The organism is Mesorhizobium sp. B2-4-17 (genome assembly GCF_006441275.1).
GTDB lineage: Bacteria > Pseudomonadota > Alphaproteobacteria > Rhizobiales > Rhizobiaceae > Mesorhizobium.
In genome coordinates this window covers 13,686-38,714 of record NZ_VFUX01000048.1, presented here as the reverse complement: position 1 = coordinate 38,714, position 25,029 = coordinate 13,686, and the positions used below count along the sequence as shown (strand labels likewise).

General features: G+C 61.9%; 24 protein-coding genes and 4 pseudogenes. 17 read left to right on the top strand and 11 right to left on the bottom strand.

What is annotated here, in order from left to right:
* Nucleotides 1-99 precede the first annotated feature (99 nt).
* A pseudogene (locus FJ548_RS30785) lies at nucleotides 100-258 on the bottom strand (transposase); the annotation flags it as partial.
* Nucleotides 259-567: 309 nt separating this feature from the next.
* Between FJ548_RS30785 and FJ548_RS30080 the strand changes: the two are divergent.
* From FJ548_RS30080 to FJ548_RS27825, 5 genes are all read left to right on the top strand, one after another.
* Nucleotides 568-741, top strand: coding sequence for a hypothetical protein (locus FJ548_RS30080; RefSeq protein ID WP_181165611.1), 174 nt, complete (start codon nucleotides 568-570; stop codon nucleotides 739-741).
* Nucleotides 742-804: 63 nt separating this feature from the next.
* Nucleotides 805-1,305 (top strand): DUF6496 domain-containing protein, encoded by a 501-nt coding sequence (locus tag FJ548_RS27845; protein WP_140610164.1) that lies wholly within the window; start codon nucleotides 805-807, stop codon nucleotides 1,303-1,305.
* Between the two features lie 280 nt (nucleotides 1,306-1,585).
* The gene (locus FJ548_RS27840) at nucleotides 1,586-2,776 is read left to right on the top strand and encodes an NADH-quinone oxidoreductase subunit D (RefSeq protein ID WP_140610165.1); all 1,191 of its coding nucleotides are present in this window, start codon (nucleotides 1,586-1,588) and stop codon (nucleotides 2,774-2,776) included.
* Between the two features lie 724 nt (nucleotides 2,777-3,500).
* Complete coding sequence (locus FJ548_RS27835) at nucleotides 3,501-6,071, top strand: EAL domain-containing protein (RefSeq protein ID WP_140779574.1); 2,571 nt, start codon at nucleotides 3,501-3,503, stop codon at nucleotides 6,069-6,071.
* A gap of 378 nt (nucleotides 6,072-6,449) precedes the next feature.
* The gene (locus tag FJ548_RS27825) at nucleotides 6,450-6,635 is read left to right on the top strand and encodes a hypothetical protein (RefSeq protein ID WP_140610167.1); all 186 of its coding nucleotides are present in this window, start codon (nucleotides 6,450-6,452) and stop codon (nucleotides 6,633-6,635) included.
* A gap of 34 nt (nucleotides 6,636-6,669) precedes the next feature.
* Here FJ548_RS27825 and FJ548_RS27820 read toward each other — a convergent pair whose 3' ends face one another.
* Nucleotides 6,670-7,737, bottom strand: a complete 1,068-nt coding sequence (locus tag FJ548_RS27820; RefSeq protein ID WP_140699345.1) for a GH25 family lysozyme — start codon at nucleotides 7,735-7,737, stop codon at nucleotides 6,670-6,672.
* Nucleotides 7,738-8,040: 303 nt separating this feature from the next.
* Here FJ548_RS27820 and FJ548_RS27815 point away from each other — a divergent pair.
* Both FJ548_RS27815 and FJ548_RS27810 read left to right on the top strand, forming a co-directional pair.
* Nucleotides 8,041-8,957, top strand: a pseudogene (locus FJ548_RS27815) (DUF1402 family protein).
* A 26-nt stretch (nucleotides 8,958-8,983) separates the two neighbouring features.
* On the top strand, nucleotides 8,984-9,619 hold the full coding sequence (locus FJ548_RS27810) for a DedA family protein (protein WP_140699272.1): 636 nt from the start codon (nucleotides 8,984-8,986) through the stop codon (nucleotides 9,617-9,619).
* On the opposite strand, the gene FJ548_RS27805 is transcribed toward FJ548_RS27810, so the two are convergent.
* The 6 genes from FJ548_RS27805 to FJ548_RS30610 form a co-directional block, all read right to left on the bottom strand.
* Nucleotides 9,603-10,394: a phosphodiester glycosidase family protein gene (locus FJ548_RS27805; RefSeq protein WP_140699269.1), complete on the bottom strand. Its 792-nt coding sequence runs from the start codon at nucleotides 10,392-10,394 to the stop codon at nucleotides 9,603-9,605. The genes FJ548_RS27810 and FJ548_RS27805 overlap by 17 nt on opposite strands.
* A 119-nt stretch (nucleotides 10,395-10,513) precedes the next feature.
* The gene (locus FJ548_RS27800) at nucleotides 10,514-11,140 is read right to left on the bottom strand and encodes a transglutaminase-like cysteine peptidase (protein WP_140779573.1); all 627 of its coding nucleotides are present in this window, start codon (nucleotides 11,138-11,140) and stop codon (nucleotides 10,514-10,516) included.
* Nucleotides 11,141-11,287: 147 nt separating this feature from the next.
* Nucleotides 11,288-12,160 carry an undecaprenyl-diphosphate phosphatase gene (locus FJ548_RS27795; protein WP_140779572.1) on the bottom strand — a complete coding sequence of 291 codons (873 nt, stop codon included), beginning with the start codon at nucleotides 12,158-12,160 and terminating at the stop codon, nucleotides 11,288-11,290.
* 192 nt (nucleotides 12,161-12,352) lie between these two features.
* Entirely contained in the window at nucleotides 12,353-12,550 is a 198-nt protein-coding gene (locus FJ548_RS27790; RefSeq protein WP_140610174.1) for a hypothetical protein, read from the bottom strand.
* Nucleotides 12,551-12,706: 156 nt separating this feature from the next.
* On the bottom strand, nucleotides 12,707-13,102 hold the full coding sequence (locus FJ548_RS27785) for a GFA family protein (protein WP_140610175.1): 396 nt from the start codon (nucleotides 13,100-13,102) through the stop codon (nucleotides 12,707-12,709).
* A 57-nt stretch (nucleotides 13,103-13,159) separates the two neighbouring features.
* Nucleotides 13,160-13,399: a hypothetical protein gene (locus FJ548_RS30610; protein WP_246678788.1), complete on the bottom strand. Its 240-nt coding sequence runs from the start codon at nucleotides 13,397-13,399 to the stop codon at nucleotides 13,160-13,162.
* Here FJ548_RS30610 and FJ548_RS27780 point away from each other — a divergent pair.
* Nucleotides 13,383-14,243, top strand: coding sequence for a 2OG-Fe(II) oxygenase family protein (locus FJ548_RS27780; protein WP_246678787.1), 861 nt, complete (start codon nucleotides 13,383-13,385; stop codon nucleotides 14,241-14,243). The genes FJ548_RS30610 and FJ548_RS27780 overlap by 17 nt on opposite strands.
* Nucleotides 14,244-14,362: 119 nt before the next feature.
* Here FJ548_RS27780 and FJ548_RS27775 read toward each other — a convergent pair whose 3' ends face one another.
* On the bottom strand, nucleotides 14,363-14,611 hold the full coding sequence (locus FJ548_RS27775; RefSeq protein ID WP_127320334.1) for a ParB N-terminal domain-containing protein: 249 nt from the start codon (nucleotides 14,609-14,611) through the stop codon (nucleotides 14,363-14,365).
* 123 nt (nucleotides 14,612-14,734) lie between these two features.
* Here FJ548_RS27775 and FJ548_RS30870 point away from each other — a divergent pair.
* From FJ548_RS30870 to FJ548_RS27725, 9 genes and pseudogenes are all read left to right on the top strand, one after another.
* Nucleotides 14,735-15,001 (top strand): annotated as a pseudogene (locus tag FJ548_RS30870) (acyl-CoA thioesterase); the annotation flags it as partial.
* Between the two features lie 121 nt (nucleotides 15,002-15,122).
* Nucleotides 15,123-15,428 (top strand): annotated as a pseudogene (locus FJ548_RS27765) (ABC transporter permease subunit); the annotation flags it as partial.
* Between the two features lie 12 nt (nucleotides 15,429-15,440).
* Entirely contained in the window at nucleotides 15,441-16,100 is a 660-nt protein-coding gene (locus FJ548_RS27760) for an amino acid ABC transporter permease (protein WP_140610177.1), read from the top strand.
* Complete coding sequence (locus FJ548_RS27755) at nucleotides 16,097-16,846, top strand: amino acid ABC transporter ATP-binding protein (protein WP_140779571.1); 750 nt, start codon at nucleotides 16,097-16,099, stop codon at nucleotides 16,844-16,846. Before FJ548_RS27760 ends, FJ548_RS27755 begins: the two co-directional genes overlap by 4 nt.
* An 8-nt stretch (nucleotides 16,847-16,854) precedes the next feature.
* Nucleotides 16,855-18,495 (top strand): N,N-dimethylformamidase beta subunit family domain-containing protein, encoded by a 1,641-nt coding sequence (locus tag FJ548_RS27750; RefSeq protein WP_140779570.1) that lies wholly within the window; start codon nucleotides 16,855-16,857, stop codon nucleotides 18,493-18,495.
* Nucleotide 18,496: 1 nt separating this feature from the next.
* Nucleotides 18,497-19,882, top strand: coding sequence for an aspartate aminotransferase family protein (locus FJ548_RS27745; protein ID WP_140779569.1), 1,386 nt, complete (start codon nucleotides 18,497-18,499; stop codon nucleotides 19,880-19,882).
* 4 nt (nucleotides 19,883-19,886) lie between these two features.
* Nucleotides 19,887-20,816, top strand: a complete 930-nt coding sequence (locus tag FJ548_RS27740; RefSeq protein ID WP_140779568.1) for a 3-keto-5-aminohexanoate cleavage protein — start codon at nucleotides 19,887-19,889, stop codon at nucleotides 20,814-20,816.
* Between the two features lie 190 nt (nucleotides 20,817-21,006).
* Entirely contained in the window at nucleotides 21,007-21,510 is a 504-nt protein-coding gene (locus FJ548_RS27730; protein WP_181168929.1) for a GNAT family N-acetyltransferase, read from the top strand.
* Nucleotides 21,507-22,535, top strand: a complete 1,029-nt coding sequence (locus tag FJ548_RS27725; protein WP_140699249.1) for a histone deacetylase family protein — start codon at nucleotides 21,507-21,509, stop codon at nucleotides 22,533-22,535. The genes FJ548_RS27730 and FJ548_RS27725 overlap by 4 nt, the downstream gene beginning before the upstream one ends.
* Nucleotides 22,536-22,550: 15 nt before the next feature.
* Here the strand turns inward: FJ548_RS27725 and FJ548_RS27720 are convergent, their stop codons facing one another.
* Both FJ548_RS27720 and FJ548_RS27715 read right to left on the bottom strand, forming a co-directional pair.
* Nucleotides 22,551-23,819, bottom strand: coding sequence for a cysteine desulfurase-like protein (locus FJ548_RS27720; protein ID WP_181168930.1), 1,269 nt, complete (start codon nucleotides 23,817-23,819; stop codon nucleotides 22,551-22,553).
* A gap of 48 nt (nucleotides 23,820-23,867) precedes the next feature.
* Entirely contained in the window at nucleotides 23,868-24,935 is a 1,068-nt protein-coding gene (locus FJ548_RS27715) for an aldo/keto reductase (protein WP_140779567.1), read from the bottom strand.
* Nucleotides 24,936-25,029 lie beyond the last annotated feature (94 nt).

The following is a 25,029-nucleotide window of genomic DNA, read 5'->3' as shown; positions in this document are numbered from 1 at the left end:
CGCTTCACCGCCGAGCAATGCACAAACTACTTCAGCGCCGCAGGTTACGAGCCAGAGTGATCAGATTCTGCTCTAGTTCCTTCCCCAGCAAATGCCCAGGGAACCGAAGCGCCCCTGCCGGTCCTGCGGAACCCGCAGTTCCAGCTTGCCGACACGGGTGAGAAGCGTGCGGCCAAATCGGTCTGGAAGATTGATGCGCGAAGGGGCTCGTTCAATTCCTGCGGTCGTCGTGTGATCGACAGACGGAAGGATCACCATACGGGCTTAGCGCTGCGGCCAGAACAGTGTGCCGAACAGGAGGAACCCCGTTGCAACCAACCGGAACAGGATAATGGCGGCGAGGTTGTTCGCGATACTCGCCAAGGTGGCATACGCATCTCCGTCTCCGCCAGTCTCCTTTGCGAACCGCGTGCAAGACTTCTGGGCGAACGTGTCGCATCCATCATCGTTCCGACGCAGGAACTCTTCGCACTGTCGGGTCGTTCTTTGGACTTAGCGGGCCGGCGAATTGCCTGAAGGGTTACCGCTCCGTTTTTTTCGATCCGAAAAACAGGGAGACTGGGCGACGTGGCCGTGAACGTCGAGGACGGGTCGGCAGGGCAGGCGCTGACAGGCATTTCGCGCTCGGCGGCCTCCATAGCCAGCCGTACTGAGGACCGGGTCATGCTCGACATTGCCGATTTCACCCGCGCCCGGCGGCACATGGTGGAAAACCCAACCCAAATGGCGCGGCGTGCGTGATCCAGCGGTCTTGATGGCGACGCACCGCCACTGTTCGAACGGTTGCCAGGAAGGAGCAATGCAATGCCAGACAAAAAGACCATCGAGAAGGCGCGAAAGGACAAGCGCCAAGGCAAGTCGCCGAGCACCCAGGCTGGTGAGTTCGTTCATGAGGAGATCGAAAAGGTCCGGCGCGGCGAGCATGGCGCGCGCTCGACCAAGCAGGCGATCGCCATCGGCCTATCGGAAGCACGTCGCGCTGGTGTTGATCTGCCGCCGCCCAAGAAAGGCAAGGTCAAGGAGAGCACGCGCAAGAGCGCCGAATACGCCTATGAAGTCGGCCAGGGCGAGCGCACGCCGAAGCGCCGCCCGAAGGTCTCGAAGGCTGTGTCCGAGGTCCTCGAACACGAACCGAAGAACACGACATCGCATGAGGCTCTCTCACGGCAGACCAAGCGCGCGGCATCACACCGGACGGCAGAAGAACGCTCGGCTGCGGCGAAGAAGGCAGGCGAGACGAAGGGCCCGTCCGGTCGTTCGGCCGCGGCACGGAAGGCCGCCGAAACGCGTGCGCGGAAGACCTGACCGGAGCGAATGGGACACGTCACGGACAACCCTCTGCTTCCCCGGAGCCTGGCGGGCAGTTCTACCGAGATATCGCGAGGCCAGATCCAATCCTCGATTTCCTCAATATGGTCTCCGTGCGCATCCCAGTCGTTAAATGCTTCCCATGAGTTGAATGCGCCACAGGGATCACTCCACAGACGCAAATCCATGGAACCCCCAAGCGTTCTTCCCGTTTCAGTTCGTACTTCCAGAAATCGTCACGCCAATTGAGCGGCTAATCCTGAACGCCGAGGGCTCCGTGACTGAAGCGAAGGTTCGTAATTTCACCATCAACTTTGGGCCGCAACACCCGGCAGCGCATGGCGTCCTGCGGCTTGTGCTCGAACTCGACGGCGAAGTGGTCGAGCGAGTCGATCCGCATATCGGACTGCTGCACCGCGGCACGGAAAAACTGATCGAGCACAAGAACTATCTTCAGGCACTCCCCTACTTTGATCGGCTCGACTATGTCGCCCCGATGAATCAGGAGCACGCCTTCTGCCTTGCGGCTGAGAAATTGCTCCAGATATCGGTCCCGCGACGCGGGCAGCTCATTCGCGTCCTTTTCTGCGAAATCGGGCGGCTGCTGTCGCACCTCCTCAACGTCACGACGCAAGCAATGGACATCGGCGCTCTGACGCCGCCGCTGTGGGGCTTCGCCGAGCGTGAGAAGCTGATGGTCTTCTACGAGCGTGCTTCCGGCGCCCGGATGCACGCCAACTATTTCAGGGTTGGCGGCGTGCATCAGGATCTGCCACCGGGACTTCTCGACGACATTTGGAATTTTTGTGACCCTTTCCTCAAGGTCTGCGACAATCTCGATGAACTGCTGACTGGCAACCGGATTTTCAAGCAGCGAAACGTTGACATCGGAACGATCGGTCTTGACGACGCCTGGGCATGGGGCTTTTCAGGCGTGATGGTGCGCGGTTCCGGAGCCGCCTGGGATTTGCGCAAGGCCCAGCCCTACGAATGCTATCCCGAGATGGATTTCGACATTCCCGTCGGCAAGAACGGGGATTGCTACGACCGCTATCTGGTTCGAATGGAGGAAATGCGCCAATCCGTCCGGATCATCAAGCAGTGTTTGGAAAAGTTACGGCTGCCGGCGGGCCAAGGACCAGTCGCGATACCCAATCAAAAGATCACGCCGCCAAACCGTTCCGAAATGAAGCGCTCCATGGAAGCGACTATCCACCATTTCAAACTCTACACCGAAGGCATCCGTGTCCCCACTGGAGAGGTATATGCGGCTGTCGAAGCACCAAAGGGCGAGTTCGGCGTCTATCTGATTTCAGATGGCGGCAATGTCCCGTATCGATGCAAAATTCGGGCCCCATCCTTTGCCCACCTGCAGGCGATGGATTTCCTGTCCAGAGGCCACATGATCGCCGACGTGTCGGCAATCATCGGCTCGCTCGACATCGTGTTTGGAGAAATCGATCGTTAGCGCGGAATGTCAGGTAGCAAGCTGGCCGCGATCGGAGGTCGACGATGAGAGCAATGGTCCTTATCTCGCTTTGGGTGGGAGCCATCCTGCTCATCCCGAGCGGCGCGCATCTTTTAGAGATGCCGCACAAGCTCGCGATGGATCGGGCAGCCTATTTCGGCGCACAGCAAATGTAGCTCGGCTGGGCGCTGTTCGGCCCGCCCATCACCGCAAAGATCATCCTTGACGCAATACTCGCTGTCCTGTTGCTGCGAACGAAACGCCGGGCGGCCTTAGGCGCACTGGTCTCCGCGGCGCTGATCGGGTGCGGACTGATCGTGTTCCTCTTGTGGGTCCAGCCGACCAATGTCGCGATCTCAAACTGGACAACCCAGCCAGGGCAATGGGAAAGGCTCCGGCAACGCTGGGAATACGCTCATCTCGCAATTGCGCGCCATCCTGCATCTCTTTGTATTCTCTCGGTTATTGGGCGCAAACCTCGAAGCAACAGGAAAGCATTGTCCTTTCCGCCTCGTCCATGATCGCGAGATCTGGCAGGAAAGCCTGCGCTCGACGCCCTCGATAGTTGAAGAAAGTAGCTGAGCTGCTTTTACCTGCTGTAAGCGGATAATATCGCTAAGGCCCATCTTAATTCAACCTTAATACGTTTGGCGCTATATTACGAAAAGCGGTCTAAACTTCCCGCGTAATCATCGTATGGCGCGGGATTGGTCTAATTACACCAATGTTTTACCTGAAGCCATTGAAGGATGTTAGCGTCAGGACCAAGCTCTCGCTGGGCTTTGGTCTGGCGTTGTTGTGCGTCATGGCAGTAGGGCTATTTGGGGTGGGTCAGCTGCGATCTCTCAATGAAATCACAGGTGAGATCACAGGCGTTTGGTTGCCGCAGGTCCAGGTCGTGGAGGAGATGAAGCGCAATCTCGCGGAACATCAGCTCTATGCGACGCTGCGCATGCGCACCGACGATACCCGACAGCTGCTGCGCATCGATGACGAGATGGCGAGGGAGAGCGACGAGATTCTGAGGGGTCGGCGTGCCTACCGTAGAAGCGCCGGATCGCGCGCCGAGCAGGAACTGTTCGATCAGTTCGTTTATCTGTGGACGGCCTATCAAGACTCCCTGACATCCATTTTCCCGCTCCTGGAAACAGAGGGGCGAACAAAGGCCCTTAAAGAGTTCGAGACGGTATCGCTGCCAACCGTCGCCGAGGCGGCGCAGCGGCTGGACGGCTTGCTGGCCCTCACCAATCAGCGCAGCACCGCTGTCGCAGCCATGGCGGATCGCACCTACACCATCGCGCAGCGGCTGACCTGGGCCGCGATTGCCTTTGCTGCCGTGTGCCTCGGCGGGCTTGTCGCCTGGATTCGACACAATGTCAGCAAGCCGATCCTCACGGTGAGCGAGGCGATGCATCGCCTAACACTGGGTGACCGTCGCTCAACCCTCGTTGCACCCAAAAGGGATCGCCGGGACGAGATTGGGGTGTTGTTCTCGGCCTTTGCCGGCTACCGTGCCAGCCTGGAGCGCAGTGATGCCTTGGCCCGCGAGGCGGAGCTGGAACGGCAGCATCTGGCCGCAGCGGCAGCAAACATGCCGGTGGGTCTGTGCATGTTCGATGCCGAGCGGCGGCTGGTTTTTTGCAACCAGACCTACGCTGACCTCTATCACTTGCCGGAGACCCTGACCCGTCCAGGCTCGCATTGGGCCGATTTGAAGCAGTTCCGGATCGCCGCGGGGCTCTATGTCGGCCTGGAGCCGGAAAAATATCTGGAAGAACTCTCGGCGACGATCGACCGTGCCGAGCGCGTCGTGAGCCTCGTCGAACTCCGGGACGGGCGCACAATCGACCTCATCCACCAGCCGCTGCCAGGCGGCGGATGGCTTGCCACGCACCACGACGTGACCGACTTGCGGCGTAGCGAGGCCCGCATCTCGCACATGGCCCGCCACGACGGGCTTACCGATCTTCCGAACCGTACATTGTTCCACGAACGCGCCGAGGAAGCTCTGATCGAGATGAGCCGGCAGAACGGCAAGGTCGCCGTCCTTTGCCTTGATCTCGATCATTTCAAAACGGTCAACGACACGCTGGGGCATCCGATTGGTGACGCCCTGCTGAAGGAGGTCGCCGCCAGGCTGAGGCGCGTCCTCCGTGAAGGCGACACGGTAGCCAGGCTCGGTGGCGACGAGTTCGTGATCATTCAAAAGGGGACCGATCAGCCGGTCGAGGCCACTGCCCTTGCTCAAAGGGTCATAGACGCGCTGAGCGCGCCTTACATCGTCGATGGACACGGGGTTATGATCAGCGCCAGCGTCGGCATTTCGATTGCGCCGGACGATGGCGAGAACGCCGACGAGCTGCTCAAGAACGGCGACATGGCGCTCTACCGGGCAAAGGCGGACGGACGCAGAACATATAGGTTCTTCGAGCCGGAAATGGATGCCCGCATGCAGGCGCGGCGGTTTCTCGAACTCGATCTGCGCGAGGCGGTGGGACGGGAGCAGTTCGAGATCTATTACCAACCGCTCCTCAATATCGGCCGCGGCGAGGTCAGCTGCTTCGAAGCGCTGCTGCGCTGGCATCACCCGAAGCGTGGCATCGTCTCTCCGGCAGAGTTCATTCCCCTGGCCGAGGAGATCGGCCTCATCGTCCCGATCGGCGACTGGGTGATCAAGCAAGCGTGTCTCGACGCAGCAGGCTGGCCCAAAGGCATCAAGGTTGCCGTCAACCTGTCGCCGACGCAGTTTCGCAGCACGCGCTTGCTTTCGACGATCGTCGAGGCACTGGATGCCTCGGGGCTGCCCGCGAGTCAGCTTGAGCTTGAGATCACCGAGACGGTGCTGCTGGCCAACAGCCCGGCGACTCTCGCGCTGCTGCAGCAGATCCACATACTTGGGGTGCATATTGCGATGGACGACTTCGGAACGGGATACTCGAGCTTGAGCTACCTGCGCTCTTTCCCGTTCGACAAGATCAAGATCGACCAGTCCTTCGTCAGGGATGCCGATGACGTCGACAGCTCGGTTGCCATCATCCGGGCCGTCACGAGCCTTGGCAACAGCCTCGGGATACAGACCACCGCCGAAGGGGTCGAGACAGCGGAACAGCTCGAGCGGGTACGAAGAGAAGGCTGCACCGAGGCACAGGGTTTCCTGCTCAGTCGGCCGCTCCCTGCTCGGGAAATCCCCGCAATGCTGCAGCGCACGCGCGCCGTCGTGGCTGGCGACATCATCGAGCCTGCACCCGAAATGACGGCCGAGCGGAAGGGTCGGCGTCGCAAGAGCGCGCTGTAGGTAGCGCCCCATGGTTGCAGCTGCGCGAGAAGCTCGGCCTAATCAGCTAGAAGACAAATCTCGCCGGCGCTCGTTCATCGTCAGATCAGCTGAGATGCGAGACACCTTTCCGTTGATTTCGGCGTGGTGCGCTGATTGAAGCGGAAAGGCGAAGAACCGCCTTCTGGCCGAGTTGAACCTGGTCGATGTCGGGCGGGGCGATCCGATCAAGCCGCCTTGATATCCAGTTATCGGGCCGGAACAAGAATTATCCCTCAGACACGCTAAGGCCGAACGAAACGCGAAGACCATCCACACGAGGAAGTGATAAAGGAGCAATTTGACGATCGATCCGATCGGACCGAGAAATCCCGAAAGACAACAGCCGGGACGATGCGCATGAGCGACGAATCCGACGACACCGATATCGTGAATCAGCTCGCCTATGTCAGAGCCGATCCAACCCAGCACGACACGCTTACGCTTCTCACCATGATCGATGCCGCGATTGCCGAGATCATGAGCTTGAGGATGAAGCTGCGGCTGAGCGAGGAAAGGAATGGCGGGAGCAACCAGTTCCAATAGCTGGCCGGAACGGGAATGAACGGCGACGCGAACCCTACTCCGCGTCCGCCATCATCTGCCGACCGCCGGCCCAGGCGCGCCATTGACGCTCGTCGCCATGGAAAACGTTGAGGTCGATGCGGCCGGTGACGCCATGCGACAGGCCGGAGCCGGAATATTGCCAGAACAGCCACTTGCGGTCGCGATAGACCTTTGACGGATGTCTCGCCACCGCGCGCAGCCAGAACGGATAGTCGAGAAAGGCGCCCTGCAGATTGTCGCGATAGAAATCCGGCGCGGTGTAGATGATCGGACGCTGGCCATAGTGACGCTCCAGCTTGTCCATGAACACCTGCATCTTCTCCAGGACCTTTTCGCGCGACGGCCGCCGCTGGCAGCTGGAGTCGCCGTTCCACTCGACATCGATCACCGGCGGCAAGGCGCCTTCGACCTTCGGCACGTTGCGGATAAACCAGTCGGCCTGCTCGCCGGCGGTTCGGCACCAGTAGAAGAAGTGGTAGGCGCCGCGCTTCAGCCCGGCCGCGTCGGCGCCGCGCCAGTTCCTGGTGAACATCGGATCAAGATGGTCGCCGCCATCGGTCGCCTTGATGTAGGCGAAGTTGGCGCCCTGGGCGCGCAGCTTTTCCCAGTTCACATTCCCTTGCCAGCGCGACACGTCGACCCCGTGCACGGCAAGATGCCGGGGCGAGGAGCGGCCGAAATTGATCGGTTTGGCATCGCGAAAGCCATAGCGCGTGATCGGCCCGGCAAGCATGGGCGGGGCTGCCCGCGACAAAAGTTTCGGAGGCGAGACCAGGGCTGCCGGCTCGACCGGCGGATCGACGCTGTCGGGCAATTCGGGCGCCGGAAACGCCACCGTTTCCTCCTCCGCAAGGCCAAAGGGGCGAACAGTGTCGTCCACGGGCGCGGGCTCAGTGCGCTTGCGCGCATTGTTGACCTTGGTGACGGGGACGGATGCGATCGGCGCGCTTGGCCGCACCACCGAACTGGTGGTCTCGTTCGACGGCTTCTGCACGTCGAGCGCATCCATGCCCGATGTCGACGAGCAGCCGGCAAGGCACAGTGATGCGATCACGAAACTGATGACGCCTGGTAACCGCATCTGGACCTGTACTCGAAACGCAACAGACCGAAGGCGACGGCCGACGGACAACCAGGCTCAGTTATGAACGAGAAATTACCAATAAAGTTTGAATCAAGTTTTTTACCAAACCTGTGACCCGTTTCAGACATCCGCCGTCAATGGCGGCCCAAGCCTTGACAGCGCCATGATGTGGCTGTTGAGAGCAGTATGCGGCGTCTCCGGCGACGTTCCCCGAGAGCCCAAAAAAGGCGCCCGATGATTGCGTTGCAGCGATTTCTCCTGGTCCTCCTGCTCGCGGCCCTCTCCTGGAGTGGCGCGCTCATGGTGGAGACGGCGCATGCCGGCGGGCTGGTCGTCGTTCCATCCGGCAATCGCTCCGAAACGCAACCGCCAATCCCGGATGCATCCGCGACGCGAACGCGCGCCTTCAAGACCACCTACCCGGAAAATACGAGAAGATCGTCGCGCTGCTGAAGCACGAGAAGAAACTGGTGGCGCACATCAAGCAGGTGGCGGCCGCCTACGATATCGATCCTATCCATATCGTCGGCGCGCTTGTCGGCGAACATACCTACAACGTCACCGCCGTCGGCTCGGTACAGACCTACTATGTGAAGGCACTGTCCTATTCCGGCCTCGACTTTGCCTTCCGCTACAAGGGCGTGCCGGTGCAGACCTTTGTCCAGCGGCCGGAGTTCGCGGCCTGCGCCGAGGCCAAAGACAGTGCCGCCCTGTGGAGTTGCCGCGACAGGGTCTGGGTAGAACATTTCCGTGGCAAGAGCGTCGATGGCGTCACCTACGAGGCCATGACCTTCCAGCAGGCGTTCTTCCAGCTCTTCTTCGCCGGCCAGACATTCGGCCTTGGCCAGATCAGCCCGTTGACCGCGCTGGAAGTGACCGACCTGGTCAACAGGGTGAGCGGCTATGACAGACTGACGCCAGATCGTCCGCAGGCGATCTATCGTGATGTCATGGATCCGGATCGCAGCATCGTCTACATCGCGGCGATCGTGCGCGACGCCATCGACGCTTACAAACAAGAGGGCTTCGACATATCGGGCAATCCGGGCGTCACGGCCATGCTCTACAATGTCGGCCAACCCCGGCAGCGGGCAGCCGACCTGCGCGTGGCAGTCGCCAGTGGCAAGGGCCGCAAGCTGCCGGTGGAAAATTATTACGGCTGGCTCGTCAACGACAAGCTCGACGAACTCAGGAGCCTGCTCGACAGCGGCAGCTGAGAGATGCTTTTTATCAGGGAGCTTGCGTGCAGTCGTTCATCGACCAGAGCGTTTGTTTCATTGAAAACCATCAGGCCTGGGCCGGCGTCGTGGTCGGGCTGCTGGCGTTCGGCGAGTCGCTGGTGCTGGTCGGCATCCTCCTGCCCGGCACCACGGTCCTGGTCATCGTCGGCGGCCTGGTGGGCGCAGGCATCGTCCAGCCTTTGCCCGTTCTTCTCGCAGCGATGGTCGGTGCGGCGCTCGGCGACACCGTCTCCTATTTCCTTGGCAAATGGCTCGGACGCGGTGTCGTCCATAAATGGCCGCTCAATCGCTACCGGCGCGAGATCGCCCGGGCGCGGCTGTTCTTCCATCGTTATGGCTTCGCGGCGGTTTTCGTCGGCCGCTTCTTCGGCCCGGTCCGCGCTACCGTGCCGCTGGTCGCGGGCATGATGGGCATGAACCGGCGCCGCTTCCAGATCGCCAACATCCTGTCGGCGATCATCTGGGCTCCAGCCGTGCTGTCGCCGGGATGGCTGGTCGCCAAGGGCGCCGGCAGTCTCCCCGAACTCGATGCGACCAGCCTGTTCGGCATGGCGGTGATCGCAGCCATCGCCTTGGTCATCATAGCGGTGATCGCCGGCAAGCTCCGGGGCAAACGCCAGCCTAGCCGCGCTTCCTGAACACGCCGATCATCGGTCCCAGATTCCAGTAATCGTCGTTGCGGCCGATTGCCGGGGCAAGCAGGCTTGAAATCGAGCCGTCGAGGAACAGCGCATTGTCGCAGCCGAGCGCATCGCGAAAGAGCCGGGCGAATGCATGGAACGTCACCGCACCATTCGAAATGACAAAGACCGCGACACCGTCCTTTCGCACGCCGACACCGTCGCGGGTCTTGCGCGAGGTGCTGTCGGACTGGAATTTCGGATGAAGCTGGCCGTCGATCACCAGCATCGGCCCGGATTGCGTCGCATAGTCGGTGGGCGGCCGCTTCCTGACGAAGTCCCTTGTCGCCCGGACCGCGGCCTTGCCGCCGCTGATGTAGAAGATGCCATTCGGCTGCAGTGAAAAATTGCCAGTTCCCGATCCCGTCTTCACATCAGCCATTTCCTGGCCTCGCTCGATATAGAGGCCGACCGGCCTGAGGTCGGGGTGATACATGCCGGCATTGATGGCAAACAGCATGGTGCGGCCGGCCGCGTGCTGGGCATTATCGAGATTGTGCAGCGACTGAAAAGGTTTACCAGCTGGATCCTTCCAGAACAGCTCGATCGAATAGCGTTTCGGGTCTACCTCGCAGACGAGATAGCTGGCCGCCTCAAAGGCAAAATCGCGGCACGGTGGTACCGTTGCGAACCATTGGCCGAACGCCATCATCGTGGCGATCGCCTGGGGCAGCGCGGTCTTGGCGAAGGCCGCCAACAGCGGGACGGTGTTGAGAAGTGTCGGAAAATCCATGCGCCTACCGGATTGCCAGCTCCAACCAGCGACGTGGATACCACCGCCGGGCGCTAAAATGGAAGGCTTGAACAGAACGCAGGAATGGTCCGTTAGCGGGCGCCATAGCGCCGCGGAGACTATTTGACAGCGCTGACCAGCTGTTCGTCGCCGCCAAGGATGGAAACCCAGTGCCCGGTGTTGTCGCTCGCCTGTCTTTTCAGGTAGCGGTAGCTGGTCTGGTTCCAGAGGCGGATCTTGTCGGTCAGGTTGTCGAGGATGAAGTCACCCTTGTCGGTGCGCACTGTCAGCACGGCATGACCCTCGCCGTCGGGCTTGCGCACCACTGTCATCATCAGATTGGCGATGGCAATGCCCAACCTATTGAGTTCGCGCCGCTTTTCCAGCGCGTAGTCCTCGCAATCACCGAAGCCGTTGTCGGGATAGGCCCACCATTCCTCCTTGCCGTAATTGTCGAGGTCGCTCATCGGCTTGACGCGCGTGTTGACCGAGAGATTTACCGCCGTGATCTCGTGCAGCAGCTTGCCGGTCATATGTTCGGGCGCGTTATCGGGTGAGCGGATGGAGCATTCCGCGACATGGATCTTGCAAAAATCATAGTGGCCGATCGGCTGAGAGGTCGAGCCACCGACAACCATGGACGCGGGCGCGGAATAGGCGAAGCTCGCCGCCGAACAGAAAGCGGTCAGCGCAACCGCCAGCCCCAGCCCCTTCGCCTTGCGGCGCCAAACTGTCGAGGATGCCATGTGGCCCCGCCCATCGCTTTTTTATTAACGGAACGTTAAGGGCGGTTATGTCCCGAAGTCAATGAACGCGGCTGATCACATCTTTGCGGGCGCCGCATGGGCCTCGGCGGGTTGCAACGGCGCAACACCAAGGTTCAGGTTCCGGGGCTATGCCAGCCATCCCATCGCGACGCCGAGCAACAGGACGACGCCGAGCAGGCCACGGTAGATGACGAAAGGCCAGGCGGAGAACCGTTCCAGCACGCGCATCAACCCCCAGATGGCGAAGAAGGCGGAGATCGAGGCGACGACCAGCCCCGTGGCAAGAACCGACCAGCCATCGGCATCAAGGTGAACCTTGTGCAGTTCCCACAGTTCCTTCAGACCGGCCAGCGCGATCGCCGGCAGCCCGAGCAGGAGCGAGAAGCGCGCCGCCTCGGCCCGTTTGAAGCCGAGCCCCAATGCCGCCGTCAAAGTCGAGCCCGAGCGTGAGACGCCAGGTATCAGCGCGCCGATCTGGGCGATGCCGACCAGAAGCGCGTCGGTGAGCGACGCTTCGCCCATGGTGCGGCGGTGGCGGGCGAAAATCTCGGCCAGCGCCAGCAGGACCGCCATGACGATGCAGGCCCATCCGATCACGCTCAGGCTGCGCAGCGGCGAATTGCAGGTATTGAGAACGCCTGACAGCGCCACGCCGGCAATGACGATCGGGATCGTCGCCAGCACGATCCAGGAAGCCAGCCGAAAGTCGCGGTCCGCGAAATCGCGCCGCACGAGAGCCCCGAGCGAGCCGAACACGAGATCCCTGACATCGCCCCAGAAATAACTGACGACGGCGGCGAGCGCGGCAAGCTGCATGGCCGCGGAGAAGGCGGAGCCGGGATCCTGCCAGCCAAGCACCGCCGGCACGATGCGCATGTGGGCGGTCGAGGAAATCGGCAGCAATTCGGTGATGCCCTGAACGAGGCCGAGAAAGGCGACCTTGGCATATCCCAGGCCGACAAAGCCCGTATCCACGCCCTGAGTGCAGATGTCAGCCATGTCGGGTTCCGTGTGTGAGAGATCTAGCTTGCGCAGGTGTTACCGGCGTCGGCCGGTCCCGCGCAAGCCTTACCGTCATGGATCGGATAATCAATTTACGGATTTGTAAGCTGGCGCCGTGCGTCGAAGTACGTCGTCCGGGACCGCCCCAAGAGGCCGGCCTTTTTTCTCATGGGATAGAACGGCAAGCAATTACGGGCACAACCAAGGTTTCTGGCAGGTCCTGGCGATCACATGGGCCGGGGGAACGACAGGTTCTTCGGCCGATGGTCGGCGCACCCGTTCGAGCAGCATGCGTACCTGTTCCGGGCGCACACGGTCACGCTCCATCACAAGCAGGACCATCGGATCGCTCAAAAGCTCGTCCAGGGTGCTGATGCTGTCGTTCATCCGTCGTCTCCTCGAATGCCGGCCCGCGCAGCATAGATAGGACGCAAAGATGGCCCGCCAATGACGTTTTGCCGGCTATCGCGTGACGATTTGGATTAATTTTTTGTCATGACTGCACGGCTTCGTCCTTCTCCGTACGGGAGAAGGGGGAAGTACTTACGGAGGCGGGGCGTCTTCATATTGCGGCAGGCCGTCGTCAAGGACCAGCCAAGGCTGCTTCGAGCCGGTCCAGATATGCATCTGCGGCCGAAACAGCGAAGGATCGTCGAGCGATCCGGTGGTGATGCCGATGATGCCGGCGGAATCGCGCCGCGAAAACATCGTCGTGCCGCAATTCGGACAAAAGCCGCGCTTGAGATCCGGCGAGGTGTTCACAGTCGCCAGCGGTCCTTCGACCGTCACATCGTCGATGCGAAACAGCACGCGCGCATTGAAGGCAGCGCCGATCGCTTTCTGGCAAAGCCGGCAATGGCAGATACGTTCGTTGACAGGATCGACGTCGGCACGATAGCGCACCGCTCCGCACAAGCACCCGCCCTGATATCCAGCCATCGTCCTGATCCAGTCTTGGAGAGAGTAATCGACAGGCTAGCGGCGGAACCGATTGGGTCAATTGAAAAGCTTTGATACAAGGTCATCGATTATGATGATGCGGGTGGAACGGAAGCCATGACGCCAGATATCGAAACCATCGGGATTGCGGACCTGTTCGGTCCGCCCTCGCCCGCCCGCGACCGAACCGACGCCCGGATCATGGCCGCCGCCTCGGGCATCGGTTTCATGGCGGTCCGCGATTTTCCCGGCGATGACTGGCTGACGCCGGCGCGGGCAATTGCTGCGCATCTTCACGCTTCCCGATGCCGAGAAGCAGAAACTGCTGCGCTGGAATTTCGACCGCACCAAGAAGAATTTCTACCGCGGCTGGTTCCCGCTGCAGCCGCGAGCCGTTTCCTACAAGGAAGGCATCGACATGGGGCCTGACCTTGCCGATCCGACGCGTGTTTCGGCTTCCGACGATCCATTGCGCGAGCCAACACCATTTCCGGCCGAAAGCGCGCTGCCCGGCTGGCGCGCCGAGGCGGCCGACTACTATCGCGCCATGGAGACGGTCGGTAACGCGCTGATGCGGTCGATCGCCCGCGGGCTTGGCCTGCCGGAGACGGTCTTCGATGCCTATTTCGAACAGGGCATCTCGACGCTGCGCCTGATCCGCTATCCCCTGCGCGACGTCAATGCCGGCGTCGATGCTGGTGGCCCGCAGGTCACGGTGGTCCATAAGGGGGAAACGCGCACCATCATCGGCGGCGAACATGCCGATTCAGGCTTCGTGACTTTACTGGCGCAAGACGGCGTCGACGGCCTGCAGGCAAAAAACCTGGCCGGCGAGTGGGTCGACGTGCCGCCTGCCAACGGCACGCTGGCGGTCAATTTCGGCCAGTTGCTGGAGCGCTGGACCGGCGGACGCGTCAGGGCGACGCGGCACCGGGTGATTGCGCCGAAGACGGTGCGTTTTTCGATCCCGTTTTTCTACGAGCCGCGCGTCGATGCCGAGATCGCTCCGTTGCCACTGAGCGGCACGGAACCTTTCGAGCCGTTTCTTTATGGTGATTATCTCTGGGACTCGGCGACGAATTTCGTCGAGATGAGCGGCATCAAGCATCTAAGGCTGCCCCGTCGCGCGAAGGCTTCATAAACAAACCGTTGGCCATCTCGTTGGGCCAACGGGAATCGACGGGCGGTTACTTCGTTTCGACATGGCCAGCGAAAAAACTCTGGAGATTGTTGCTGGGAGAATTGCGTACCGCGCTCGCGTCAGTGGCGCTTGGCTTGGACCAGATAAGCGTCGATCTCGGTCTCGCCGAGCCACTTGGCTGCTTCCAGACGATGCAGGCCTTCGACGAGTACATGGCGCTTGCCGTCGTGGCGGACCTGGATCGGCGTCTTCATGCCGTTCTCCAGTATGTCCTCGGCGAGATGCCGCACCGTCTCGGGATGCAGCGTCTTCCTGCGCGCAGTGGGCACGTAGATGTCGTCGACCTTGACCTTTTGCACCCTCAGCATGCCTGTCCCCGTGGCGGAACCGCCGCCGTCTTCCTGAGATAGTCGGTTTGTTCAGGAGGGCCAAGGGCGCGGCTAACGAATATCGGCCCGTCCACCGGTTTGCCTCTCGCCACGCGTTTCGCTATGGCGTCTCGCGATCCTAATAGAGGCCACGGAACCATGAGCAAATCCCTCGTCACCTTCGTCGGTGTCGTCCCTCCCTGGATGTGCGACGTGATGGGGCACGTGAATGTGCGCCACTACGCGGCGATGTTCGATGATGCCAGTTTCCAGCTCCTCGGCCATATCGCCGGGCAGGATGGCAGCCAGGCAGCGGCGACCGGGTGGGCCGACGTGCGCACCGAAATCGACTATCGCCATGAAACGACAGCCGGCTCGCTGATTACCATCCGTTCGCATGTGGCGAAGATCGGCCGCACCTCCATCACCTTCGAACAGATCATGTCGGGATCGCTCGACGGCATCATTCATGCCGCCATGCAGAAGGCGCTGGACGAGATGATGGCCGACGGGCCAGACGGAAGCTGCCCGCACGATCGGCTTCAGCCGCTTCCAGACCTTGCGCAAGGTCGTGCTTCCACAGGCCGCAAGGCTGATGATCCGGCCGCTCGGCGTCAATACGGTCGCTCTGCTCAAGGGGTCGGCGCTCGTATCCACCATCTCGGTGGTGGAGCTGACCTATACCGCCCAGCGCTTCATCGGCTCGACCTACAAGCCGTTCGAGATCTTTGGCGTCGCGGCCCTGCTCTACATGGTCATGGTCTACGCCGTCGCCCGTGTCGTCGATCTGCTCGACAAACGCTTCGCCATCGTCTGACGGGAGAGCACGATGCAAGGTTTGGATTTCACCGTCGTCACGCCCTATTGGGATCTCCTGTTGACGGGCGCCTGGTGGACCGCCGTACTGACGGTTTCGGCGGGAGCCCTCAGCTTTGTCGGCGGCATCATGTTTGCTGTCATCGTGCTCTATGCGCCGGCAGTTCTCGCCTATCCCGTGCGCGCCTTCATGTGGGTGTTCATGGGTACGCCGCTGCTTTTGCAGCTGTTCCTGATCTATTTCGGCCTGGTGCAGATCGGCATCAATATTCCCGCGCTTGCCGCCGGCATTGTCGGGCTCGGCCTGCACTTTGCCGTCTACAAAGCCGATGTGATGCGCGCCGGCATCGTGGCTGTCGACCTTGGCCAGACGGAAGGCGCACGCAGCATCGGTTTCGGAAAATGGCAGACGCTGCGCTACGTCGTGATACCGCAAGCCGTGCGCAACACGGCGCCGCCGATCGGAAGCAACCTGATCGCACTGCTGAAGGAATCCTCGATCGTCTCTGTCATCGGCATCGCCGAGCTGGTTCACTCGGCGCAACTGGCGATCAGTGAAACCTTCCGCCCCTTTGAGTTCTACATCACCGCCGCCGCGCTTTATTACATCTTGAACCTTGTGCTCGAAGCGGCCTTGCATCGGTTTGAAAGACATGTGGAGGTTTCCCGATGAGCACGCAGCGGCCAATGGTCGAGGTCCGCGGCGCACGCAAATCCTTCGGCGCCGTCGAGGTCCTCAGAGGTATCGACCTGTCGGTCGAACGTGGGCAGATCGTGGCCATCATCGGGCCGAGCGGCTCCGGCAAGAGCACGCTGCTGCGCTCCATCAACCATCTCGAGACCTTGAACGGCGGTGAAGTCCGGCTCGACGGCGTTCAGGTCAACCAGAAGCTGCAAGGCCAGGCCTTTGAGCGGCACATCAACAAGGTGCGCCAGCAGATGGGCATGGTGTTTCAGCACTTCAATCTGTTTTCACATCTGACCGTGATCGAGAACATCACGATGGGACCGGTGATCCTGAAAGGCATGGCGAAAGCCGAAGCCCGGGCGCTGGCGGTTGGCCTGTTGTCCAAGGTCGGTCTCGCCGACAAGATCGACGCCTATCCGTCGCGGCTTTCGGGCGGACAGAAGCAGCGCGTTGCGATCGCCCGCGCGCTGGTGATGCTGTTCGACGAAGCGACCTCCGCGCTCGACCCCGAACTCGTCGACGAGGTCAACGCGGTGATGAAACAGCTTGCCGCCGAACACATGACCATGCTCATCGTAACGCATGAAATGCGCTTTGCCGGTGAAGTCGCCGACAGGGTGCTGTTCATGGACGGCGGCGTGGTGGTCGAGGAAGGCCCGCCGATCGAGATCTTCCGTTCGCCGCAGAAAGAACGCACGCGCAGCTTCCTCAAAAAATATCTTTCCGCCTGAGCACGCCGATGACCAGACTACCCACGGAATTTCCCGATTTCGGACTGACGGAGGAGCAGCGTCGCCACGCGGTGCGCGGCCATTACTACGAGTGGCCCGGGATGGACGGCGATCCCGGCGAAATCTGGTGCTACAGCGACCGCTTTTCCTATCGCGCCGGCGAGACAGTGACGCTGCATGTCAGTTCGACCGCACCGTCCTTCAACATGACGATCGTCCGCGACGGCGGCAGCGAGATGACGGCGTTCGAGAAATCGGGCATCGCGGCGCGCTGGCAGGAAAGTCCGGATCAATGCTCGGCGGAGGGTTGTGCTTGGGAAGCCTCGTTCGAATTGCGCGTGGGAAATGACTGGCCGTCCGGTGCCTATCGGGTGACGCTCACCGCCGACGGACGCGGTGGCAAGCCGATCCTTTGCCACCATCTGTTCATCGTCAGCCCACAGCCGGGCAAAAAACCCGGCCGCGTGCTGCAGGTGGCGGCGACGGGCACCTGGCTTGCCTACAACACCTGGGGCGGCTCGAACCACTATCAGGGCATCACCGGGCCGGATCGCAACCAGTACTCGCCAATCGTCTCGACGCAGCGCCCCTGGTGCCGTGGCTTCGTCGTGCTGCCGCAGGATGCGCCGCGCGTGCCGCTGGAGATCGCCGTGCCGCCAAAAACGGTGCCGCGCTATCCGCATATGGAATGGGCGCTCGCCACTGGCCATTCGAAGAAATACGCCTCGTCGGGCTGGGCCAGCTACGACAGCCATTTCTTTCGCTTCGCCGAACGCGCCGGCTACGGCGTCGATCTCGCCAGTCAGCACGATCTGCATTTCTCGCCCGAGATTCTCGACGGTTACGACTGCGCCGTCTTCGTCGGCCATGATGAATACTGGACCTGGGAAATGCGCGACGCCGTCGATCACTATGTCGAGCATGGCGGCCATGCGGCGCGCTTCGCCGGCAATTTCATGTGGCAGACCCGCCTTGAGGAGGAGGGCCGCCGGCAGGTCTGCTACAAGTACCGCGCCCGCGCCGAGGACCCGGCCTATCGCGGTGGCGACGTGACCCGCGCCACCAATTCCTGGGAGGCGCCGGAGATAGGCAGGCCGGGTTCGGCAACCTTCGGGCTCAATGCAACACGCGGGCTTTACGCCGGCTGGGGCGGCTGCGCGCCGCGCGGCGTGCGCGGCTTTCCGGTCTATCGGCCCGAGCACTGGGCCTTTGCCGGCACCGGCATTTATTATGGCGACCTGTTGGGCGCCGACAGCCATGTCTATGGCTATGAGGTCGACGGGCTGGATTTCGAGATACGCGGCGGCCTGCCCTACCCCACCGCGACCAGCGGCGCGCCTGATGGATTGCAGGTTCTTGCCGTCGGCATGGCATCCCAGGTCGAGGAAAGCGCCGACATTCCGATCGAGGACCAGTTCCTCACCGACGAGGATGGCCGCTTCAGCGCCGAAACGCTCTTCGGCGACAGGAGCGACGCCAATCTTGAAAAAGTCAAACGCAGCAACGGCATGATCGTCAACTTCCCACGTGGCAAGGGCGAGGTGTTCCACGCCGGAAGCTGCGAATGGGTCGCCGGCCTGCTAAGACAAGACCCCATGGTCGAACGCGTCACCCAGAATGTCCTCGATCGCTATCTCGGAAAGTCCTGACATGTCGAAACTCCAGACTGCCGTTCAAGACGCCGACGCCCGGCGCCAATCTCATCTGTTCTACCTCTCCAGCCTGCGCCGGCCGTTGATCGACCGCGCCGAAGGCATCTACATGTGGACGCAGGACGGCTGCCGCTTCATCGACGGATCGAGCGGCCCGATGGTTGCCAATATCGGCCATTCCAACCGCAATGTGCTGGACGCCATGAAGCGGCAGATGGACCGCGCAACCTTCGCCTACCGCCTTCATTTCGAGAACGAGCCGGCGGAAGAACTCGCGCGTGAACTCGCGGGAAAACTGCCAGAAGGCATGGACCGTATCTTCTTCGTCTCGGGCGGCTCGGAAGCGACGGAATCCTGCATCAAGCTTGCGCGGCAATGGGCCGTCGCCACCGGCCAGGGCAGCCGCTGGAAGGTGATTACCCGCTTCCCGTCCTATCACGGTGGCACGCTGGGTTCGCTCTCGATCACCGGCGACGATGCACTGGCCGAAACCTTCGAGCCGATGATGCGGGTGATGCCGACGGTGCCGGCCCCGACCGCCTGGCGCGACCGCGACAATCTTTCGATGGAACAGCGCGGCATCCGCTACGCCGACATGCTGGAGGAGAAGATCCTGGCCGAAGGCCCGGAGAGCGTTGTCGCCTTTATCATGGAGCCGATCGGCGGGGCGGCTACGGCAGCGCTTGTGGCACCGGACAACTATTATGCGCGCATCCGCGAGATCTGCGACCGCTACGGTATCCTGCTCATCCATGACGAGGTCATGAGCGGCGCCGGCCGCACCGGCAAATTCCTCGGCGGCGACCACTGGAACTGCAAGCCCGACATTGTCGCGCTGTCGAAGGGGCTAGGCTCGGGCTATGCGCCGCTCGGCGCGCTGGCGGCGCCGATGCGGCTGGTACAGCCGCTGCTCGCCTCCGGCGGCTTCCAGCACGGCCATACCTATGCCGGCAATCCGCTCGCCTGCGCCGCTGGGCTCGCCGTGCTCGGAGAAATGGACCGGCTCGACCTGATCGCCAACGCGGCTGCCATGGGCGACGTGCTGATGGACGGATTGAAGGGATTGGCCAAGCGCTTCCCCTTCATCGCCGACGTGCGCGGCAAGGGCCTGCTGACCGGCGCCGAGATGGTTGCCGATCCGGAGACGCTGAAATCGATCGACCAAAGCAAGAAAGCGACGCAGCGGCTGCTCGACCTTGCCTATGAGCGTGGGCTGATCATCTATGGCCGCAAGGTCAAGGGCGGTGTCGACGGCGACAATTTCATGGTTGCGCCGCCGATGATCGTCACCGGCGAACAGGTCGGCGAGATCATTTCCATCATTGGCGACTCGCTGGAGGCGTTGGCTTCCGAGCTCGACCTGCCGGTCGAAGGCCGGGGGTAACGAAATGGCGCCGCGAAAAGTCATCATCACCTGCGCCGTCACCGGCTCGGTGCACACGCCATCGATGTCGCCCTACCTGCCTGTGACGCCGGACCAGATCGCGGCTGATGCGATCGCGGCCGCCGAAGCCGGCGCCTCGATCCTGCATCTGCACGCCCGTGACCCCGGGGATGGCCGGCCGACCGCCGATCCGGACATCTTTATGCAGTTCCTGCCGCGCATCAAGCAGGCGACGTCGGCGGTGATCAACATCACCACCGGCGGCTCGTCGCTGATGACGCTCGACCAGCGGCTGGCGGCGCCACTGAGGGCAGAGCCGGAAATGTGCTCGCTCAACATGGGCTCGATGAATTTCGCGCTGTTCCCGATGCTCGACAAGCCACGGGAATGGCAGCACGAATGGGAGCCCAAGCTGCTGGAAGCCACCCGCGACACCATCTTCAAGAACACCTTCGCCGACATGGAAGGTGTGATCGACAGACTGGGCAAGGGCTGCGGCACGCGCTTCGAATTCGAATGCTACGATGTCGGCCACCTCTATTCGCTGGCGCATTTCCGCGACCGCGGGCTGGTGTCGGGGCCGCTGTTCATCCAGTTCGTGCTGGGCATACTGGGGGGCATCGGCGCCGATCCGGACAATCTCATCCACATGAAGCGGATCGCCGACAAATTGTTCGGCGACAGCTACCAGTTCTCGGTGCTGGCGGCCGGCCGCAACCAGATGCCGCTGATCTCGATCGCGGCGGCGATGGGCGGCAATGTCCGTGTCGGGCTGGAAGACAGTCTCTACGATGGCCGCCAGCTGGCGAAATCCAATGCCGATCAGGTGCGCCGTATCCGTGGCATTCTCGACGGACTGTCGCTGGAAGTTGCCACGCCGGCCGAAGCACGCGAGATGCTGGCGCTCAAGGGCGGCGACCGGGTGGCGTTCTGATGTTGGCGCCAAGCCCCCCCCTCTGGCCTGCCGGCCATCTCCCCCGCAAGGGGGGAGATTGGCAGTGTCGCCGATGGCGCCTTTCTTGCAACATCGGGGATTGGCGAAGGCGCAGGCGACATCTGATCTCCCCCCTTGGGGGGGAGATGTCCGGCAGGACAGAGGGGGGTGCCTTGGCGCCATCCCTGTCGTGAGCGGCATCCTCATCCGCCCCGGCCGGATCGACGATGTGGACGCAATCCACGCCGCGCTTCTTAAACTCGGTACCCATATCGGCGCGCATCAGGAGATCACCTCAACCGCTGATGATCTCCGCCGCTACGGCTTCGGCGAAAAGCCGGCCTTCTCGACCCTCATCGCCGAGATCGGCGGCGAATTCGCCGGCCTCTGCCTCTATTTCCCGATCTTTTCGACCTGGATGGGCCGGCCCGGCGTCTATGTGCAGGACCTCTATGTCGAGGACCGGTTCCGCGGTCGCAAGATCGGTGAACGCCTGCTGCGACGCGTCGCTGCGGAATGCCGGAAAGAAGGCGGCGTCTATCTCAGGCTCTCGGTCGATACGGATAATGAGGGCGCCAAGGCCTTCTATGAAAGGCTGGGCATTGCCTGGTCGAGCTATGAACAGACGCAGAAGATCATCGGCGAGGCCTTCTTTGCCTTTGCCGACGCGCCGGAGAATGAGGAGCAGGAATGAAAGCCTTCTATGCCGAGGAGCAGAAGCGTCACGATCCCAAGGCCTTTCTTTCCAGTGGCGCGCCGAAGCCCAATCCGGAAAAACCGGAGCGCGTCGAGAGATTGTTAGCCGGCGCAAAATCTGCCGGCTGCACGATCGAACGGCCCCGCGATCATGGGCTCGGTCCGGTCTCGGCGGTGCATACGCCAGAATATCTCGACTTCCTCGAGCACATTTTCGCGCGCTGGCAGCGCATTGATGGCGCTTCTGACGAGGTGATCCCGAACATCCACCCGATCGCGCGCGGCGGCTCCTATCCGGCCTCGGCGGTCGGTCAGGCCGGCTACCACATGGCCGACACCGCTTGCCCGATCTCGGGCGAAACCTGGCATAGCGCGCTGTGGAGCGCCTGGAGCGCGGTCGACGCCGCCGAGGCGGTGATGGCTGGCGCACCGGCCGCCTATGCGCTGTGCCGCCCGCCCGGCCATCACGCTTTTGCCGACGTCGCTGGCGGCTTCTGCTTCATCAACAATTCGGCCGTTGCGGCCCAGGTGTTGCGCAAGCAGGCCGCGCGCGTGGCCATCCTCGATGTCGATCTGCACCATGGCAACGGCACGCAAGGCATCTTCTATGCGCGGCCCGACGTGCTCACCATCTCACTGCATGCCGACCCGGTGCGCTTCTATCCCTTCTTCTGGGGCCATGCCGACGAGCGCGGCGAAGGGCCTGGCCTCGGCTATAATTTCAACCTGCCGCTGCCACGCAAATCCGCCGACGCGGCATTTCTGGAAGGGCTTGCGGTGGCGTTCCAGCGTATTCGCGCCTTCTCGCCCGACGCGCTGGTCGTGGCGCTCGGCCTCGACGCGTTCGAGGGCGATCCGTTCGGAGGACTTTCGGTGACGACGCCAGGCTTCTCGCGCGTGGGCGAGGCCATCGCCGGTCTCGGCCTGCCGACGGTCATCGTCCAGGAAGGCGGCTATCTCTGCGACGCGCTCGGCGACAATCTCACCGCCTTCCTCACCGGTTTTGGCGGCAAGGCGCGGTGACAGTTCAGGCTCGCATCAGGAGCGCTGCTGCCTGAGCATGGCGATCACGCGGTGCACGCTCTCCAGCGTCTCGTCGATCTCAGCCGCCGTGTTGTAGTGCGCGATGCCGATACGCACGACGCCTTGTTCGGCCGGAATGCCGAGTTGGTGGACAATCTCCCAGGCGTAGTTGTGGCCGGACCACAGGAAGATGTTTTCGGCGTTCATCTGCCGCACGATCGTTTCCGGAACGATACCTTCGACGGTGAAGGAGACTGTCGGCACCCGATCACCGAGCCGTTTCGGATCGGTGATGCCGTGGATGGTCAGGCCTGAAATGTCGGACAGGCCATCGATCAGCCTTTGCGCCAGCGAATTTTCATAGGCGATGGACACTTCGAACGCCCTGGCGATCTTCTGCCTCCTCGAGCCGCCCTCACCTGCCGCCGCACCCAGTCCGGCAAAATAATCGACGGCCGCCGTGAGACCGGCCATCAATTCGATCTGCGGAGTGCCGAGTTCGAAGCGCTCCGGCAGACCGTTGGACGAACAGCGGCATTTGTAGGCTTCCAGACTGTCGATGACGTCGCGCCGACCCCATAATATGCCCATATGCGGGCCGAAGAACTTGTAGGCCGAGCAGATCAGGAAATCGCAGCCGAGATCCCGCACATCGATCAGGCCATGCGGCGCGAACTGGACGGCATCGACATAGACCAGGGCGCCGGCCTGCTTTGCAAGTTGGGTCAGAGATTTGACCCTGTTGATCGAGCCGGTGAGATTGCTGGCGTAGTTCAAGGCGACGAGCCGTGTCCTGCCGGACAGCAGACCGGCCAGCGTCGCCTCCTCGACCTGCCAGCTCTTTTCATCGAACGGCAGCCAGCGCACAACCAGGCCGAGATCCTCGGCCAATTGCAGCCAGGGCGACACGTTGCCCTCGTGATCCATGCGGGTGAGGATGATCTCGTCGCCCGGGTTCAACGTGCGGCCGAGTGTGCGCGACATGTGATAGGTCAGCGTCGTCATGTTGGCGCCGATGATGATTTCCTGCGGGCTCTCCGCATCAAGGAAATCGGCCATTGCCTCATGCGCTTCGTCGACGACTGTTTGAGCAGCGACCGTCGTTTCGAAATAGCCGCCGAGATTGGCGTTTGTGGTCAAGAGGCAGTGCGACACGGCGTCAGCGACAGTTTGCGGCACCTGCGTGCCGGCCGGATTGTCGAGATAGATGCGGCGGCGACCCTTGTCAGTCAGTGAGAGGGCGGGAAATTTTCCACGCACGGCCTCGATCGAAAAATCCACCATCATCTCCACCCTTCTATTATGCCTCGATAATTCTGCAACCGGTCCCGATCAAGGACAGGGATTGCCGACCCTCTGGTGAATGGCATCCACCGCCTTCTGCATCTCTTCGGTCCACACCACATCGACGGATGATAGTGCCATCTCCAACTGCGGAATGGTTGTCGCGCCGATGATGTTGGAGGTCACGAAGGGACGGCTCGAGACATAGGCATTGGCAAACAGGGCCGGCTCGAACCCGAAACTGCGCGCCAACTCATTGTATTCGAGCTGTGCTTCAGCCGCATTCGGTTTCTCATAACGCTGGCCACGGTTGAACAGTTGCGAGCGCGACCCCGGCGGGCGCGCGCCATGGTCGTATTTGCCGGTCAGATAGCCCTGCGCCAGCGGCGAATAAGCGAGCAGCGACACGTCCTCACACTCGCAGACCTCGGCGAGATTGACCTCGAAGGTGCGGTTGACGAGATTGTAAGCATTCTGGATCGACGCGACGCGCGGACCGATCCCTTTGTCGGCCTCTGCCAGGAAGCGCATCACGCCCCACGAACTCTCGTTCGACAAACCGAAATGGCGAATTTTTCCAACCTTCACCAGTTCGTCGAACACTGCGAGTGTCTCGGCGACCGGCGTCTCGCCAGCCGGCGCGCCGGCCGCGTCGGCACGACGCGCCACGGCGCCGACGCGTGTTGGGTTGGCGCCCCACGGGATGTCGCGTTCCGGCCAATGGATCTGATAGAGGTCGAGATAGTCCGTGCCGAGCTTGGCCAGCGACTTGTCGATGGCGTCAAAAATGTCGGCCCTCACCAATTGCGAGGGCCGGCCGCCGCGAAACCAGTTGTTGGCGGTGCGGCCGACGACCTTGGAAGCGAGGATCACCTTGTCACGGTTACCCCTCGCCTTCATCCAGCTGCCGATGATCTTTTCTGTCCGTCCCTGTGTCTCGGCCTTGGGTGGAATCGGATAGAGTTCGGCGGTGTCGATGAAATTGACACCGCGCGAAAAGGCCAGGTCCATCTGGGCGTGTCCCTCGGCCTCGGTGTTCTGCTGGCCCCAGGTCATGGATCCCAGGCAAATCTGGGTAACAAGAAGATCGGTCCGACCGACACGGCGTTTGTGCATGAATTTTCTGCTCCGGAGGGAAAGCGTGCGCGGCCGCGCGGGGAGGAAATCATATCCTACAGGAAAGCGGAGCCGCTCTCCAAGTCTTGCCGGA

What these genes read in the sequence shown, in the direction of transcription:
- FJ548_RS27845 (WP_140610164.1), top strand. Translation starts at nt 805, where the DNA reads ATGCCAGACAAAAAGACCATCGAGAAGGCGCGAAAGGACAAGCGCCAA.
- FJ548_RS27835 (WP_140779574.1), top strand. Translation starts at nt 3,501, where the DNA reads ATGTTTTACCTGAAGCCATTGAAGGATGTTAGCGTCAGGACCAAGCTC.
- FJ548_RS27825 (WP_140610167.1), top strand. Translation starts at nt 6,450, where the DNA reads ATGAGCGACGAATCCGACGACACCGATATCGTGAATCAGCTCGCCTAT.
- FJ548_RS27820 (WP_140699345.1), bottom strand. Translation starts at nt 7,737, where the DNA reads ATGCGGTTACCAGGCGTCATCAGTTTCGTGATCGCATCACTGTGCCTT.
- FJ548_RS27805 (WP_140699269.1), bottom strand. Translation starts at nt 10,394, where the DNA reads ATGGATTTTCCGACACTTCTCAACACCGTCCCGCTGTTGGCGGCCTTC.
- FJ548_RS27800 (WP_140779573.1), bottom strand. Translation starts at nt 11,140, where the DNA reads ATGGCATCCTCGACAGTTTGGCGCCGCAAGGCGAAGGGGCTGGGGCTG.
- FJ548_RS27795 (WP_140779572.1), bottom strand. Translation starts at nt 12,160, where the DNA reads ATGGCTGACATCTGCACTCAGGGCGTGGATACGGGCTTTGTCGGCCTG.
- FJ548_RS27790 (WP_140610174.1), bottom strand. Translation starts at nt 12,550, where the DNA reads ATGAACGACAGCATCAGCACCCTGGACGAGCTTTTGAGCGATCCGATG.
- FJ548_RS27785 (WP_140610175.1), bottom strand. Translation starts at nt 13,102, where the DNA reads ATGGCTGGATATCAGGGCGGGTGCTTGTGCGGAGCGGTGCGCTATCGT.
- FJ548_RS27775 (WP_127320334.1), bottom strand. Translation starts at nt 14,611, where the DNA reads ATGCTGAGGGTGCAAAAGGTCAAGGTCGACGACATCTACGTGCCCACT.
- FJ548_RS27760 (WP_140610177.1), top strand. Translation starts at nt 15,441, where the DNA reads ATGCAAGGTTTGGATTTCACCGTCGTCACGCCCTATTGGGATCTCCTG.
- FJ548_RS27755 (WP_140779571.1), top strand. Translation starts at nt 16,097, where the DNA reads ATGAGCACGCAGCGGCCAATGGTCGAGGTCCGCGGCGCACGCAAATCC.
- FJ548_RS27750 (WP_140779570.1), top strand. Translation starts at nt 16,855, where the DNA reads ATGACCAGACTACCCACGGAATTTCCCGATTTCGGACTGACGGAGGAG.
- FJ548_RS27745 (WP_140779569.1), top strand. Translation starts at nt 18,497, where the DNA reads ATGTCGAAACTCCAGACTGCCGTTCAAGACGCCGACGCCCGGCGCCAA.
- FJ548_RS27740 (WP_140779568.1), top strand. Translation starts at nt 19,887, where the DNA reads ATGGCGCCGCGAAAAGTCATCATCACCTGCGCCGTCACCGGCTCGGTG.
- FJ548_RS27725 (WP_140699249.1), top strand. Translation starts at nt 21,507, where the DNA reads ATGAAAGCCTTCTATGCCGAGGAGCAGAAGCGTCACGATCCCAAGGCC.
- FJ548_RS27720 (WP_181168930.1), bottom strand. Translation starts at nt 23,819, where the DNA reads ATGGTGGATTTTTCGATCGAGGCCGTGCGTGGAAAATTTCCCGCCCTC.
- FJ548_RS27715 (WP_140779567.1), bottom strand. Translation starts at nt 24,935, where the DNA reads ATGCACAAACGCCGTGTCGGTCGGACCGATCTTCTTGTTACCCAGATT.